The sequence below is a fragment of the Novosphingobium ginsenosidimutans genome (genome assembly GCF_007954425.1).
Taxonomy (GTDB): Bacteria; Pseudomonadota; Alphaproteobacteria; order Sphingomonadales; family Sphingomonadaceae; genus Novosphingobium; species Novosphingobium ginsenosidimutans.
Genome location: NZ_CP042345.1, coordinates 99,364 through 113,739 on the forward strand (window position 1 = coordinate 99,364; position 14,376 = coordinate 113,739).

13 protein-coding genes are annotated in these 14,376 nt (G+C 63.3%); 6 read left to right on the forward strand and 7 right to left on the reverse strand.

Going from position 1 to position 14,376, the window contains the following annotated elements:
• Positions 1 to 359: 359 nt before the first annotated feature.
• Together FRF71_RS15755 and FRF71_RS00460 are read left to right on the forward strand one after the other, a co-directional pair.
• Positions 360 to 785, forward strand: a complete 426-nt coding sequence (locus FRF71_RS15755) for a peptidoglycan DD-metalloendopeptidase family protein (RefSeq protein WP_420359401.1) — start codon at positions 360 to 362, stop codon at positions 783 to 785.
• Positions 782 to 1,282, forward strand: coding sequence for a hypothetical protein (locus FRF71_RS00460; RefSeq protein ID WP_147088700.1), 501 nt, complete (start codon positions 782 to 784; stop codon positions 1,280 to 1,282). Before FRF71_RS15755 ends, FRF71_RS00460 begins: the two co-directional genes overlap by 4 nt.
• 55 nt (positions 1,283 to 1,337) lie before the next feature.
• Here FRF71_RS00460 and FRF71_RS00465 read toward each other — a convergent pair whose 3' ends face one another.
• Together FRF71_RS00465 and folE are read right to left on the reverse strand one after the other, a co-directional pair.
• Positions 1,338 to 2,048, reverse strand: a complete 711-nt coding sequence (locus FRF71_RS00465) for an SDR family NAD(P)-dependent oxidoreductase (protein WP_147088701.1) — start codon at positions 2,046 to 2,048, stop codon at positions 1,338 to 1,340.
• Complete coding sequence (gene folE, locus FRF71_RS00470) at positions 2,045 to 2,656, reverse strand: GTP cyclohydrolase I FolE (RefSeq protein ID WP_420359387.1); 612 nt, start codon at positions 2,654 to 2,656, stop codon at positions 2,045 to 2,047. Before folE ends, FRF71_RS00465 begins: the two co-directional genes overlap by 4 nt.
• A gap of 171 nt (positions 2,657 to 2,827) precedes the next feature.
• Between folE and purF the strand changes: the two genes are divergently transcribed.
• The 3 genes from purF to FRF71_RS00485 all read left to right on the forward strand — a co-directional run bounded on the left by purF (position 2,828) and on the right by FRF71_RS00485 (position 5,455).
• The gene (gene purF / locus FRF71_RS00475; RefSeq protein ID WP_147088702.1) at positions 2,828 to 4,300 is read left to right on the forward strand and encodes an amidophosphoribosyltransferase; all 1,473 of its coding nucleotides are present in this window, start codon (positions 2,828 to 2,830) and stop codon (positions 4,298 to 4,300) included.
• Positions 4,297 to 5,010 (forward strand): SDR family NAD(P)-dependent oxidoreductase, encoded by a 714-nt coding sequence (locus FRF71_RS00480; RefSeq protein WP_147088703.1) that lies wholly within the window; start codon positions 4,297 to 4,299, stop codon positions 5,008 to 5,010. Before purF ends, FRF71_RS00480 begins: the two co-directional genes overlap by 4 nt.
• An 85-nt stretch (positions 5,011 to 5,095) precedes the next feature.
• A complete protein-coding gene (locus FRF71_RS00485; RefSeq protein WP_147088704.1) occupies positions 5,096 to 5,455 on the forward strand; it encodes a PilZ domain-containing protein in 360 nt (119 codons plus the stop codon).
• A gap of 235 nt (positions 5,456 to 5,690) precedes the next feature.
• Here FRF71_RS00485 and FRF71_RS00490 read toward each other — a convergent pair whose 3' ends face one another.
• The 5 genes from FRF71_RS00490 to FRF71_RS00510 form a co-directional block, all read right to left on the reverse strand.
• Positions 5,691 to 8,726 (reverse strand): TonB-dependent receptor domain-containing protein, encoded by a 3,036-nt coding sequence (locus FRF71_RS00490; protein ID WP_147088705.1) that lies wholly within the window; start codon positions 8,724 to 8,726, stop codon positions 5,691 to 5,693.
• Between the two features lie 132 nt (positions 8,727 to 8,858).
• A complete protein-coding gene (gene dacB / locus FRF71_RS00495; RefSeq protein ID WP_147088706.1) occupies positions 8,859 to 10,283 on the reverse strand; it encodes a D-alanyl-D-alanine carboxypeptidase/D-alanyl-D-alanine endopeptidase in 1,425 nt (474 codons plus the stop codon).
• Positions 10,284 to 10,310: 27 nt separating this feature from the next.
• Positions 10,311 to 11,207 carry a carbon-nitrogen hydrolase family protein gene (locus FRF71_RS00500; protein ID WP_147088707.1) on the reverse strand — a complete coding sequence of 299 codons (897 nt, stop codon included), beginning with the start codon at positions 11,205 to 11,207 and terminating at the stop codon, positions 10,311 to 10,313.
• Entirely contained in the window at positions 11,204 to 11,791 is a 588-nt protein-coding gene (locus tag FRF71_RS00505) for a GNAT family N-acetyltransferase (RefSeq protein WP_147088708.1), read from the reverse strand. Before FRF71_RS00505 ends, FRF71_RS00500 begins: the two co-directional genes overlap by 4 nt.
• On the reverse strand, positions 11,788 to 12,198 hold the full coding sequence (locus FRF71_RS00510) for a ketosteroid isomerase-related protein (RefSeq protein ID WP_147088709.1): 411 nt from the start codon (positions 12,196 to 12,198) through the stop codon (positions 11,788 to 11,790). The genes FRF71_RS00505 and FRF71_RS00510 overlap by 4 nt, the downstream gene beginning before the upstream one ends.
• A 136-nt stretch (positions 12,199 to 12,334) precedes the next feature.
• Here FRF71_RS00510 and FRF71_RS00515 point away from each other — a divergent pair, with 136 nt between their 5' ends.
• Positions 12,335 to 14,263, forward strand: coding sequence for a S9 family peptidase (locus tag FRF71_RS00515; protein ID WP_147088710.1), 1,929 nt, complete (start codon positions 12,335 to 12,337; stop codon positions 14,261 to 14,263).
• Positions 14,264 to 14,376: the final 113 nt, after the last annotated feature.

Here is a 14,376-nt window from a genome sequence, read left to right on the forward strand (position 1 = left end):
ACTCTCTCTTCGATACGTGGATGCGATCTGGGCGGCTGCCAGAATCAAGCGCCCCAGCAGAGCGTAAGTTTAATCCCTATCATGATCCCGACGATGGCCGATTCACGTTTGGGCCGGGCAATGCCGGTGCTTTACGCCCGCGCCAAGTGTCCTTGCAGTCGCGATCGGCCGGACAAACCAGGCAAGCGGCTTCTCCGTCCTCTCGGAAAGTGCCATCCGACCCGATCGGTGATATAATTGAACGGGAATTGCGCCGCTCAGGCGAAGGTAATGGTATGGCGGGTGGAGCCACTCAAGAGAGGGTTCAACAGGCCAAATCCGTTTTGACGCACTGGCCAATTGTGGGTGGTTCGGAAGCCATGCTCAACCGGGCGGACAAGCTGAACGAAGGCGGTCCGCGATATGGGGACAAGAGAGGCAAAGGGGCACACAAGGGAATCGATCTGAAGGCTCCAGCGGGCACGCTAGTTCGGTCCGCAGGAACAGGAGCGATCGTTGCAATTTCACCAAATCCTAGTCCCAGTTACGGCGTTCAAGTTGTGATCTATCATGGCAATGGAGTTTACACACATTATGCCCATCTTCAGCCCGGTTCTCCAACATTGCGCCCTGGTACCAAAGTTAAGGCCGGTGACGTGATCGGACGCGTAGGCCGAACTGGGAACACGCCGAGTACAGGTGACACGCATCTGCATTTTGAAGTCAGGATTGGATCTCCCAGGCCTGTCACAGCGGGTGGTAAAACAAGTGATCCGCTCAAGCTGCTTCCACGAAGCAGGCCGTGAAGCAGTTTCGATTTGCCATAGCGCTGGCAATCGCATCGCCAGCTGGTGCCAGCCAGACCGCTTTGCTATCATTGGATTCAATTGACGTGGGCAGACTGAAGCTCGGCCAAGTTGTCAACACGCTTCCATCGGGAGTGCGCAAGCGTCAGGACTGTACTGACAGGAAGGATCCCTTGTCCTGCACAGTTCTGCTGGACGACGGTATCTGGTATGTATTTGTTGATCGCAAAGTTGCCGACAAGACGATCGAACTGCCTTCAAAGGCTGTACCGTCCTGGATCGATCTTAAAGCCAGTCCCTCGACCGCAAAAGTCCAACTGGAGAAAAAAATTCGCCGAAAATTTCGGATGTGGACTCACGACTCGGGCGATGTGATTGTCGAAACAGATTTCTCAATTAGATCAAAATTCGGGAGTTATTTCAAAATCTCACTAAGCTTTAAAAAAGGGAGGGTAAATTTCATAAGTATCACGACACTTCCCGATCCCGAGGTTTGAAAATGGGCGAACGAAAAATTTGTCAACAGTCTGCCTGAGCCACCCAAGTGTCTAGTCAAAACGGAATAGGCTGACCGTCCCAGCCGTAAGCCTTCCCGCTATCGTCCAGGGTGAGGCCGTCGATCACGTCTAGCAAGTACCTCGCCGCCTCGTCCGGCGTGAACAGGCGCTGCCCTTCGCGCATGCTGGTGAAGGGGGCGGACAGGTCGGTAGCAACGGTGCCGGGATGGAGTGCGGCGACTACGGCCTGTGGATGGGTGCGGCGCAGTTCGATCGCAAAGTTCCGCAGGATCATGTTAAGCGCCGCCTTGCTGGCGCGATAGGCGTGCCAGCCGCCGAGGCGGTTGTCAGCTATCGAGCCGACCCGGGCGGTGAGCGCGGCAAAGACTGCCCGCTCGCGGCGCGGCAGCAGCGGCAGGAAGTGCTTGCCGATCAACGCTGGCCCGGTGGCATTGATGGCAAAGGCATGGGCATAGGCAGCGGGGTCCTGCGCCTTGTAGGTCTTCTCAGGCTGGAAATCGGGGCCACCGGAGAGGACGCCGGTTGCTACGAAGACCAGTGACACATTTCCACCGATCCGGCCGGCGGCGGACGCGATGCTGGCTTCGTCGGTCAGGTCAAAGGCAAAAGGCACTGCCCCCGCCGGCGCAGCCTGACCCGAGCGCGACCCGGCCCAGATGCGCTCATACCGCCCCTTGGCCACGACGGCTTCGACCAGCGCCGCGCCGATCCCGCCGCTTGCCCCGAAGATAACGGCCTGGCTCAATAGCCCATCAGGCTGAGCACTTCCTTGCGGCTGCGCTCGTCTTCCAGGAAGCAACCGAGCATCCGGCTAGTGACCATGCCGACCCCCGGCGTACGCACGCCGCGGCCAGTCATGCAGCCATGCTGCGCCTCGATCACCACAGCAACGCCATGTGGTTGGAGGTGATCCCAGATGCACTGCGCAACTTCGGCGGTCAGGCGTTCCTGGATCTGGAGACGACGGGCGAAGCCGTGCAGAACACGCGCCAGCTTCGAGATGCCGACCACCCGGTTCTTGGGCAGATAGGCGATCGAGGCCTTGCCTGTGATCGGGGCCATGTGGTGCTCGCAGTGCGACTGGAAAGGAATGTCCTTGAGCAGCACGACCTCGTCATAGCCGCCAACTTCCTCGAAAGTGCGCGAGAGGTGCAGTGCCGGGTCTTCCTCGTTCCCCTGGCAGTATTCGCGCCAGGCGCGCGCGACACGGGCCGGGGTGTCGATCAGGCCTTCGCGTGAGGGGTCCTCGCCAGCCCAGCGCAGCAGGGTGCGCAGCGCGTCCTGGACCTCGTCAGGGACGACCAGCTTGGTCTCACCCTCATCATGGTCAAGGTGACTGGTCATGTAGTTCATGGCGTTGGTCCTTCCTTCCCCCGAGTGTCCCGATCTGGGCCTGCCTCAACCCCTTCGCAACCCCGTCTTTGGACCGCCCTTGGGGACGGATGCGAAGCCATGCTTGCCTTGCGGCGCGAGTCCGGCCAAAGGCGCTGGCGAAGCGCGAGCGCACAGGCAGGCGATTCCATCATGAACATCACTCACCCGTTCCTGGACAGCGACGGCGACAAGCTGCGCGAGGAATGCGGCATCTTCGGCGTGATCGGCAGTCCCGAAGCCGCCGCCATCACCGCGCTGGGCCTGCACGCCCTGCAGCATCGCGGGCAGGAAGCCTGCGGCATCGTCAGCTGGGACGGCCACGAATTCTTCGCCCGCCGCGGCCTGGGCCATGTTGCCCAGGTGTTTGCCGACCAGACGATCATCAATGAATTGCCTGGTCACATGGCCTCTGGCCACGTCCGCTATTCGACCACCGGCGGCCAGGGCCTGCGCAATGTCCAGCCGCTCCATGCCGACCTGGCGCGTGGCGGGTTCTCGATCGCCCACAATGGCAACATTTCCAACGCCATGCACCTCAAGCAGGAGCTGGTCGACAAGGGCGCGATCTTCCAGTCGACGTCCGATACCGAGGTGATCATCCACCTGATTGCGACCAGCCGTTATCCGACCCTGCTTGACCGCTTCGTCGATGCGCTGCGGATGGTCGAAGGCGCCTATTCGCTGATCTGCCAGACGCCGAAGCGGATGATCGCCTGCCGCGATCCGCTGGGCATTCGCCCGCTGGTAATGGGCAAGATTGGCGATGCCACGGTCTTTGCCAGCGAAACGGTCGCGCTTGACGTGGTCGGCGCGCAGTTCGTGCGCGAGATCGAGCCGGGTGAGATTGTCGAAGTGCGCCAGGATGGCCGGTTGTCATCGCACCGCCCCTTCGGCCGCCCCTCGCCGCGTCCCTGTATCTTCGAGCACGTCTATTTCAGCCGGCCAGACTCGGTTTCGGGCGGGCAGTCGGTTTACGAAGTGCGGCGCAAGATCGGGATCGAGCTGGCCCGCGAAGCCCCGGTCGAGGCCGATCTGGTCGTACCGGTACCTGATAGCGGCGTGCCGGCGGCGATCGGCTTTGCCCAGGAAAGCGGCATTCCCTTTGGCCTGGGCATCATCCGTTCGCACTATGTCGGGCGGACCTTCATCCAGCCATCGGACGGCGCCCGCCATGCCGACGTCAAGCGCAAGCACAACGCCAACCGCGCGCTGGTCGAAGGCAAGCGGATTGTTCTCATCGATGACTCGATCGTGCGCGGCACGACTTCAATGAAGATCGTGCAGATGATGCGCGATGCCGGAGCCAAGGAAGTGCACTTCCGCGTTGCCAGCCCGCCGACCAACAATTCCTGCTTCTATGGCGTCGACACGCCTGAGCGGCACAAGCTGCTCGCCGCGCGGATGGACTTGCAGGAAATGACCAAGTTCATCGTTGCCGACAGCCTGGCTTTCGTTTCGATCGACGGGCTTTACCGCGCGGTCGGTGAAAATGGCCGCAATGCCGCCTGCCCGCAGCACTGCGATGCCTGCTTCACCGGAGACTATCCGACCAAGCTGACCGACCTGGCCGATCGTGCTGCCGAAGCCGATCAGCTCAACCTGCCAGTCGGGAAAGTCGCGTGACCGATCTGACTGGACAGGTCGCGCTCGTCACGGGCGCGAGCCGCGGCATTGGCGCGGCAACGGCCCAGGCCCTGGCTGCAGCCGGGGCTCACGTGATCCTGACCGGGCGCGACACCAAGTCGCTGGAAGCGGTTGAGGAAGCGATCTTTTCTGCCGGCGGCAGCGCCACGATCGCCCCGGTTGACCTGGCTGAAGGCGATGGGATTGCCCGACTGGCCCAGGCCATCAGCGGGCGCTGGCCGACCCTGGATATCCTGGTCCACGCTGCAGCGGTGCTGCCGCAGCTTACCGGCGTTACCGATATCGAAGCGAAGAGCCTGGCCAATGCGCTGACCATCAACGCTTCGGCCACCCAGGCGCTGATCGCCCGGTTCGATCCGCTGCTGCGCAAGAGCAGTAATCCGCGCCTCATTTACCTTACCACCTCGGTCGCAACATCGCCGCGCGCCTGGTGGGGGGGCTATGCTGCCAGCAAGGCGGCCGCCGAAGTACTGGTCGATTGCTACGCCCAGGAAGTGCGGAATATCACGCCAATCCGCGTCGCGATCATCGATCCCGGCGCCACCCGCACGGCGATGCGGGCCAAGGCCTATCCTGGCGAAGATCCCAAGCGGAACAAGGAACCAGCAGTCGTCGCCGACCGCATCGTTGCCTTGCTTGGTGAACAGTTTGCCAGCCCGCACCGCGAACGCGTTAACCAGCCCTCATAACATCCGGGCAACCCAGCCGGTCCATAGTTTGCCAAGCCTGTTCGGAAAGCTCCGGGCAAGCGCAGCCTTTAGCAAGGACCCGGCCATGAGCGATTATTTGCTGCACACGCGCGACCCTTATTTCTCTGCCGCCCAGGAAGACCGCAGCGCTCCGCGCACCCGCATCACTATCCCGGCGATGCTACGCGTATCGGGCGGGCGTGGCTTCCAGACCGTGGTTCATGACCTGTCGCTGAGCGGCTTCTGCGCCGCCGCGATCAACCGGATCCATCCGGGCACTCTCTGCTGGCTGACCTTGCCGGGTCTTGAAGCCCTGCAGGGTGAAGTGGTGTGGTGGGACAACAGCCTGACCGGCTGCGCTTTCGAGCAACTGCTCTCGCCGATTGTGCACGACAATATCCTGGCCCGCTGGCGCGGCGATTCGAGCTTCCGTCCGGTCTGCTGAAGACCCGGGCGCACAAGCCCCCCGAGCCCTCGCCCGCTGGCGCAGTCCCGACGGCCCTTCCGTGTGCCGGCCGGCGGGGGTTCACCCTTCAACCTGTCGCGAACCAACTGCCGGACTGCCAGACCGGGGCACTCTGGCTATTGGCAGCCTGTCCTGCCGAATTCGCAGCCGCCAGAAACAGCAAGTGGGGCGCAGCCTTGCGGCCGCGCCCCTGTACGCTTCTGAACTGCCCTGATCAGAACTTGGTTTCGACTGCCAGGGTGAACGAGCGCCCGCGCGGATCGGCGACGCGTGGTTCCCACGAGCTGCCGGCACCGGTGTTGCTGTCATAGGTGATGGCAAACGGCGGGTCGGTATCGAAGATGTTCTTGACCCCCAGCGTGATCATGAAGCGATCCTCGATCTTCTTGGAGATCGACAGATTGTAGAGCTGATAGGCCTTGACCTGCTGATTGTAATCCGGCCGCGTCGCGCTGAGGTTCGGACCGGTAAGCGAGTTGGGTAGGCCGAAGTTCTGGTAACCGTTGCGGAAGATCTGCGAGAAGGTCAGCGTGAAATCATCCTTCGCATAGCTGATCCAGGCGTTGTGCTTCCACTTGAGGCCCAGGTCGCCAGAGAGCGAGAAGACCCCGCGCAGGTTGGTATAGTTCAGGTTGGGAAGAAGCTTTTCCTTCTTCTCGATCAGCAGGGTGCCGTCGAACCCGGCTGAAAGCGTGCCGGCCATGGCATCGAAGCTGGCGCGGCCAGCGAAATCGATCCCGCTGGTCCGGCGCGAGCCGAAGTTGCCGGTGCGCAGGTCAACCAGACTGATCACGCCGGCGGTGCGGGTGATCCGATCCGGGAAAGCGGCGATGTTGGCGAACAGTTGCGGAATGGTGATCGTGCCGATCACGTTATCGACCGCGATGTTCCAGTAATCGGCCGAAAGGCTGATCCGCGGCGTCGGGCGCAGCACCAGGCCAAAGCTGTACTGCTTCGACGTTTCCGGGCCGAGGTTGAGGTTGCCCCCGCTCAGCGAGTCCGGCGTGATCGCGGTGCAGCCCGGGGTCACGTTGACCACCCCGCCCGAGGGACAGGTGGTCGGATCGGTCAGCGAGTTGCCCGGGTTGGGCGATTGGGTGACGCCGTTGAAGATCTGGTTGAAGGTCGGCACACGGAAGCCGGTGCCATAGGAGGCGCGGGCCATGACCCAGTCGACTGGCTGGAACTTGGCAGTGAACTTCGGGTTCACCGTGCTGCCAAACCCGGTGTAATCGTCCACCCGGATCGCGCCGGTCAGCTCGAACATGTCAACCACCGGTACCAGCACTTCGGCATAGGCCGCCTTCACATCACGGTGCACCCCATTGAGCTGGTTCACGTTGTCAAACGCGACATTGAAGATGTCGGGCGATTTCGACGGATCAGCCGCAGAAGAGCCGCTGAAGCTGTAGCCTTCGCGGCGGTAGTCGACACCGGCCGCCACCTGAACCATGCCGCCCGGCAATTCGAACAGCTCACCGCTGATCGAGGCATCGGCCTGCCACAGCGTGTACTTGCCGCCATAAAGCCGTGTGCCCTTGGCCGAGACAGCATCAAGCGCGGCAAGCGCGGCCGGGGTCTGGACCAGCGAGAACGGATTGATAATCCCGCTGTTGAACAGGCCAACGATGCCCGGCGCGCTCGCACCCGGCGCAGTGGGCGCGCGGGTGTCGACCTGGCCGGCCAGCGTGGCGCCCGTGCCGGAAGCTACCGCACTGGCGTTGGAGGCATGAACACCGCGGAAATGGTAGCCCTGCCCCAACACGGAAGTGGCCTGGCTTTCAGCATAGGAGCCGCCGATGCGGTATTCCCAGCTACCCCCGATCGGGCCTTCAAGGCCGACAGCTGCCCGAAACGTCTTGGTATCGGTTTCATACTCGCGCGGCCCGCAGGTGGTGCAGCGCCAACGGAAGGTGATCGGCAGGCCATAGCGGCCAACATTATCCACCGTCCGATCACCGACCGCCCCGATACCAGGCAGGAAGGCTGCGAGCTGATCATAGACCGCATTGTAGGTCGCCGCCGTCAGCGAATTGAGCGGGTAGGCGATCGGCATCGAGGTGTTGTTGGCGGTGTACTGGTTGCTGGAGAAGATTTTCTTCGAATGCGCCTTGGAGCCGGTCACTTCGGCATAAAGCTCGTGATCACCGAGCTTTGCAGTTGCCCGGCCATAATACGTGAGCGTGTCGATCGGCTGCTGCAGCGTTGCTGCGCGGCCTGTGTCCCAGGCGCAGGCGTAGGCTGCGCCCGGCGTGTTCCACAGCACCTCGTCATAGGCCATGCCGCCGTCCATGGTGCCGCAGCCCGCGCCGCCCGGCAGGTCAAGGATGTTGACCCCGCCGTTCATCCGCACGCCATTGACGGTCAGGTTGGTAAGCGTACCTGTCGCGTTGCCCAGCAGCGTGCCGCCCTGGGTGATCCCGACACCTGCCGCGGTGGGGTTGATCGGGAAGGCCGTTGCAATGGGGGTACCGCGGGTATCGATCGAAAGGCCGCGGTTGGGCTGGTTGCCGTTGACGAAATCGCGGTCTTTGCCGAACAAGGCACCGTTCCAGCTCTTGCTGACGGCGGCCATGACATTGAAGCCCTGCTGGTCAAGGTCGCCCCAGCCGGCCGTGCCCGAGACGCGATAGATCGGCGCATCGCCTTCTTCCGTCATGTCGACGAAGCCGTTGGCGATGATGCCCTTGAAATTCTTCTTGGTGATGAAGTTGATCACCCCGCCGATCGCATCGGTGCCATAGATAGCCGAGGCGCCGTCCTTCAGCACTTCGACCCGCTCAATCGCGGCCAGCGGCACCTGGTTCACGTCAACTGCCGAGCCCGAAAGGCCGTGGGCGGCAACACGCCGACCGTTGAGCAGGACGAGGGTTGAGGAAGCGCCCTGACCGCGCAGGTTCGCCGAAGAGAGCCCGTTGGTGCCGCGCGCCGCGCCGGTGACGACGTCCGAGTTCGAGGCGAGGTTGTCTGCGCCATTGCCGTTGGCAGCCAGGAACGAGATCAGCTGTTCCGGATTGCTGATGCCTTCGCGGCTGAGATCGTCCGTGGTGATGATCTGCAGTGGCAGCGCGCTCTTACCCGGGTCCTGCTTGATACGCGATCCGGTCACCACGATCGCGCCGCTTTCACTGGCGCTGCCTTGTGCGGTGTTGGTGATGTCGGGCGCATCCTGCGCCAGCGCCGGGGTTGCGAGCGCGCCAAGCGCCACGCCGCTCGACAGGACGATGCGAGTGAGATTCCGTGCAATCATGATAACCCCCTTGGCCGCTGCGCGTGGCAGAACTTGTCCAGACTAACGCAAGTTTTTCGTTGCGAAAGAGGACGCTTCTAACAACCGGTGGAAGTTCGCCGCATGTTGCCAAGCTGCAACATGAAACTGGGTTCAGTTTTGGGCTGCGATCTCCACCAGCACGCTGTCCATCGTCGTCAACGCACTGGCCCCATCGGGCACATCATTGGCGATGATCGAAAAGGTCAGCTCGCGGCCGCTGGCGGCGATCATCCAGCCGGACAGGGCGTTGGTGGCATTGAGCGTGCCGGTCTTGGCAAAGATCCTGCCCGCCAGGGGCGTACCGGCAAAACGGCGGCGCAGCGTGCCATCGACCCCGCCGATCGGCAGCGATGCCCGGTATTCTGCTGCCCATGGTTGGGTCTTGGTCCAGCGCAACAGAGCAACGGCCGCCCGCGGGGAAATGCGGTTGTAGGTCGACATGCCGGATCCGTCCGAGAAATCGTATCCGGCGCGCGGCAAGCCGGCACTTGCAAAGACCGTGCGCGCTGCGGCGAGCCCCTGATCGAGACTGTCGGTCAGCGGCGCCTTGCCCGCTTCGGGTAGCGGTGCCGCGAAGGCGAGGCGTCGGATCAACAGTTCCGAATGGAGGTTCTGGCTGACCTTGTTGATCAGCTGAACCTCGTCAGGCAGCAGCACAGCGGGCGCCTCGGCGGCAAATGTCAGCTTGTAAGGCTGCCCGATCGGCGCAGTACCCACCGGCCGGTGGATGGTCCGCACCTTGCCCCGCACCTTCACCCCGCGTTTGCCCAACTCTCGCGCGACCAACCAGCCGGCATAGTGCGCCGGATCGTCCAGCCCCATCAGTTCTCGCCACGGCTGGGCACCGGCCTTGATCGTCCCGTAGAGCCGCAGCACACGGCCACCAACCGCACGGTCGATGCCAAGCCGCGTCTCACCCTCGCTCACTGTCACGGCCTGGTTTACCACGGTGTAATAGGGCGAGACCGTGACGACCGGCGCTTGCCCGGCACGACCCGGCGTGACAACAATCGGCAGTTCGTTATGGTCGATCACCAGGGCTGAGGTGGCCGTGCCGGAATCGGTGCCGATGTTGTTCCAGCTCATGCCGGGGCTCCAGCGCTGGTCGGTCAGCGCTGAATCGTCGGCGATCACGTCACCGACGGTCCGGGCCTTTGCGGCGATGTGGTCAAGCAACGGGGCAAGGCAGCCCGATACGCAGTCCAGCGCCGTAGAGAGGCTGACCGTGCCCTGCCCCAGCACCGCCACATCGGGCACAGCGCCCTTGCCTGCCGACAATCCGATCACCGTGGCCTTGGCGGGCTGCCCCTGTAGCAGCGCCATCGCCGCAGCCGTGGTGAAGAGCTTGGTGTTGCTGGCGGGAATGAAGCGATCGTCCGCCCGGATCGACAACACTTCGCCGCCCTTGTCGTCAACCACCAGCAGCCCGAACCGCGTGCCGGCTGGCGCGGTCGCAAGGATGGCGGCAGGGCTGGCGCTTTGGGCCAGGACCGGCGCGGACAGGGCCAGAGCAGCGGCGAGGAAGACGATACGCATGGCGGGCAAGCTGCCGCCACGATCCACTTAGCGCAAGTCCACCAGCTCAACCGGCGGCAGATTGTCTGCACCCGGCTGTTCTGCCCAGTGGCGGGCGTTGAGCACACCGCCATCGGCGCGCAGCGCGGCGACCCGGGCCAGATCCACTTCAGCGAACAGCCACTGCGGCTGGTCCAGTTCACCCAGGGCCACCACGCCGCTGTCTGGAAAGCCGCGGTCCGGCGGACCATAGACCGCTGCCGCGCCGCGGTTGCTGTCGACTGCGGGAGACCATTCGGCCTGCCCCACGGTCGGGCTGTGAATGGCATAGCACTGCCCTTCCAGCGCCCTGGCATGGGCTCCCAGCCGGACGCGCCAATAGCCATGGAGCGCCTCGGTGCAGCTCGGCACCAGCAGCAGTTCCATCCCAGCTTCGACCTGCGCGCGGGCGAGCAGCGGAAACTCGCTGTCATAGCAGATGTTGATCCCGATCCGGCCCAAAGCAGTGTCAAACAGCCGCAGTGGACCGCCCGCGCTAACGCCCCATTCCTCGCGCTCAAAGCGGGTCATGATCAGCTTGTCCTGCACGCCAGCCCTGCCGTTTGGTGCGAACAGGCGGGCGCGGTTGACGGAGCGCCCCTGCTCCACTTCGCACGGCGCGGAGGCAGCCAGGATATGGAGGCCATGCTGCGCTGCCAACCGCGCGTGCAGTGCATCGACCTGCGGCAGCAATGCCGAAACCGAGGCTAACGAGCCGGCCAGATCCCCCATTGTTGCCGGATCGAGCGAGGCCAGTTCCATCGCGCCATATTCGGGAAAGACCGCGAGCTTCGCCCCGCCCTTGGCCGCCGCCTCAACCCAACGCGTCAGCTTGGCCTCAAAAGCAGCCCAATCCGCCAGTTCCTCAATCGGGTATTGCGCGGCGGCGATGGTGAAAGCGGTCATAGCGCGCGCATCCAGTATTGCATCGGCTTGGCACTTTCGACTGTCTCGTCGTGGTCCTGCCAATCGAAGCTGCCAATCAGCCCTGGCACTGGGGCATAACCGCGTTTCGTCCAGAAGGCATCAAGCGGGATATAATCAGCCGGGCGTGCCGGATGATCCAGCGGCCGCACCACGGCGCAGAAGCTGGCGTGGCTCGCACCCCAGGTGCTCGCCGCCGCCTCGCGATGGTCAAAAAAGGCATGGCCGATGCCCTGCCCGCGATAGTCCGGCAGCAGCACAGACTCGCCAAAGTAGAACACGCGCGCCGGGTCGATCCCCGCCGCCACAAACGGGGCGCTTATATAGTCATCCTGCGCGATCAGCGGTGATGCTGTAGCCGCTCCGACAATCCGTTCGCCATCATAGGCGGCAACCAGCACCGCGTCCGCCGCAGCCGTAAACTCGGCCAGGTATTCGCGCTCGTAATCCTCGCTGCCGGCGTAAAGATAGGGCCAGGCGGCAAAGACCGCGATCCGCAGTCGCGCCAGATCAGGCAGGGCCGCTTGCAGCGCTGCCCCGGTCAGCGGGCGGATCGCAATGCTCACCCGATCACCTGTGCTTCCCAGTCAGCGAGGTTGTAGTAGACGGTGACCCGGGAAATCAGGCCATTTTCGATGGCGAAGAAGGCTCCGGCAGGCAGGACATAGCGTTGGCCCTTCGCCTCAGGCAGACCCTCGTCAGTAGCGAGGTATTCCCCGTGCACCACGAACTCGGCGCTGCCGCGCGAGCCATCCGCGCTCGCCATCAACACCAGGTTCCTGAGCTGCTCGGCATAGCAGCGCTCCATATGTGCCAGGAAAGTGCGGAAGGCATCCTTGCCCACCTGCCGCGCACCCTGGTTGATATCGTGGGCAACGTCGTCGCTAAGGCAGGCGAGCATGCCCTCCCAGTCGCCCGAGTTGAAGGCAGTGTAATAGCGGTTCAACAGGGCAAGCGTGGCAGTCTGGCTCATCGGCAGAGGGCTCCTTTTGCTGCGCGCCTAACCGATCGCGCTGCGCTTGTCAGCGGTTCGTCGATTTCGCGGTTGAACGCGCACGCGCGCCGGGCCAACCTGCCGCCATCACACGTAACAGGGATGCCTTCCACTCATGCGCAAAATCCTGCTTGGCCTTTCGGCCTTTGCCCTCCCCCTCGTTCCCGCCTTCGCCCAGAACGCTGCGCCGGTCGCCCCCAAGCCTGCCGCGATCGAGGCCGATGGCGTGCCCGCAGTGCCCATGGCGCTGGTCGAAGCCACGCGGCCCTATATGGAATTTCGCACCGCCAGTTTCGTTGACTGGGACCCGAAGACCAAGGCCATGCTGATTTCGACCCGCTTCGGCAATGTCGCCCAGCTTCACACCGTCGCCGCGCCCGGCATGGCCCGCCGGCAGATCAGCTTCGAAGCCGAACCACTGGGCGGGGTCTATATGCCCAATGACGGCACCTTGGTGGTACGCAAGGATGTGGGCGGAAACGAGTTCTGGCAGCTTTATACCTTGAAAGACGGCCGGCTGAACCTGCTCACCGATGGCAAGAGCCGCAACGAGATCAACGCCGTCTCGGCTGACGGCAAGCTGCTCGGCTATTCATCCACCCGCCGCAACGGCGCGGATTCGGACCTCTATGTGATCGACCCGCGCGATCCCGCCAGCAACAAGCTGGTCCTGCAGGTCAAGGGCGGCGGCTGGGGCATTGCCGATTTTGCCCCTGGTAACGCGACTGCCGTGGTCGGCAATTACCAGTCGGTCCAGAAGAGCGACCTCTATCTGCTCGATCTTGCCACCAGCAAGCTGACCCCGATCGGCGATCACAAGAAGGCGATTTCCTATGGCGGGGCGAAGTATGCCCCCGATGGCGCACTGTGGGTGACGAGCGATGAAGGATCGGACTTCCAGCGGCTCGGCACGCTTGATCCCAAGACTGGCAAGTTCACCCCGCGCAGCCCGGAAACGAAGTGGGATGTCGAAGGTTTCGATATTGCGCCGGACGGCAGCTTCATCGCCTACACCGTCAACGAAGCCGGAATCTCGAAGCTCCGCCTGCTCGATCCCAAGACCGGCCAGTCGCGCGAAGTCACCGGGCTACCGGTTGGCGGGATCGGCGGCCTTGATATTGCGCCGTGGGGCGAGATCGGTCTGACCGTCTCTTCCGCCAAGGTGCCGACCGATGCCTTCTCGGTCGATCCCAAGACGCTTACCGTGAAGCGTTGGACCGAAAGCGAGACCGGCGGGCTTGATCCGGCCCGCAATGTCGAGCCCGAACTGGTCGAAGTGAAAAGCTTTGATGGCGAGATGGTTTCGGGCTTCCTCTATCGCCCCGATCCGGCCAAGTTCCCGGGCAAGCGGCCGCTGATCGTCAACATTCACGGCGGGCCGGAAGGCCAGTCCACTCCGGGCTTCCGCGGGCGGACCAACTACCTGCTCAACGAACAGGGCATCGCCGTATTCTATCCCAACGTTCGCGGATCGACCGGTTATGGCAAGCGCTTCGTCAGCCTCGATAACGGGCCGTTCCTGCGCGAAAACTCGGTCAAGGATATCGGCGCTTTCCTTGACCGGCTCCAGGCCGATCCGGCCATCGACGCGGGCCGGATGGCGGTCCAGGGCGGGTCCTATGGCGGCTATATGTGCTATGCCAGCGCGATCCGCTATGGCGACCGCTTCAAGGCGGCCGACTGCATCGTCGCGATCAGCAACTTCGTGACGTTCCTGGAAAACACCCAGTCCTATCGCCGCGACCTGCGCCGGGTGGAATATGGTGACGAGCGCGATCCCAATCAGCGGGCCAAGCTGCTGGAGATCTCTCCGCTGACCAGTGTCGACAAGCTGTCGATCCCGCTGCTGGTGGTAACCGGCGGCAACGACCCGCGCGTGCCCAAGAGCGAGGCCGACCAAATGGTCGCTGCGGTCCGGGCCAAAGGCCGCACCGCCTGGCACCTGGTTGGCCTCAACGAAGGCCACGGGTTTGGGAAGAAGGAAAACCAGGACTACCAGTTCTGGACCGAACTGCAGTTCTGGCAGCAGCACCTGCTGAATTAGGTCGAGATATCCTCAGCCCGTCACCCCGGACTTGATCCGGGGTCCCGCTTCTTGTTCCAAAGCAACAAGCGGGACCCCGGCTCGGAGGCCGGGGTGACGAAGTGTGATAGGGA

Bases quoted from the DNA above. Each gene is read 5' to 3' on its own strand.
- FRF71_RS15755 (WP_420359401.1), top strand. From the start codon at position 360: ATGCTCAACCGGGCGGACAAGCTGAACGAAGGCGGTCCGCGATATGGG.
- folE (WP_420359387.1), bottom strand. From the start codon at position 2,656: ATGAACTACATGACCAGTCACCTTGACCATGATGAGGGTGAGACCAAG.
- purF (WP_147088702.1), top strand. From the start codon at position 2,828: ATGAACATCACTCACCCGTTCCTGGACAGCGACGGCGACAAGCTGCGC.
- FRF71_RS00485 (WP_147088704.1), top strand. From the start codon at position 5,096: ATGAGCGATTATTTGCTGCACACGCGCGACCCTTATTTCTCTGCCGCC.
- FRF71_RS00490 (WP_147088705.1), bottom strand. From the start codon at position 8,726: ATGATTGCACGGAATCTCACTCGCATCGTCCTGTCGAGCGGCGTGGCG.
- dacB (WP_147088706.1), bottom strand. From the start codon at position 10,283: ATGCGTATCGTCTTCCTCGCCGCTGCTCTGGCCCTGTCCGCGCCGGTC.
- FRF71_RS00500 (WP_147088707.1), bottom strand. From the start codon at position 11,207: ATGACCGCTTTCACCATCGCCGCCGCGCAATACCCGATTGAGGAACTG.
- FRF71_RS00510 (WP_147088709.1), bottom strand. From the start codon at position 12,198: ATGAGCCAGACTGCCACGCTTGCCCTGTTGAACCGCTATTACACTGCC.
- FRF71_RS00515 (WP_147088710.1), top strand. From the start codon at position 12,335: ATGCGCAAAATCCTGCTTGGCCTTTCGGCCTTTGCCCTCCCCCTCGTT.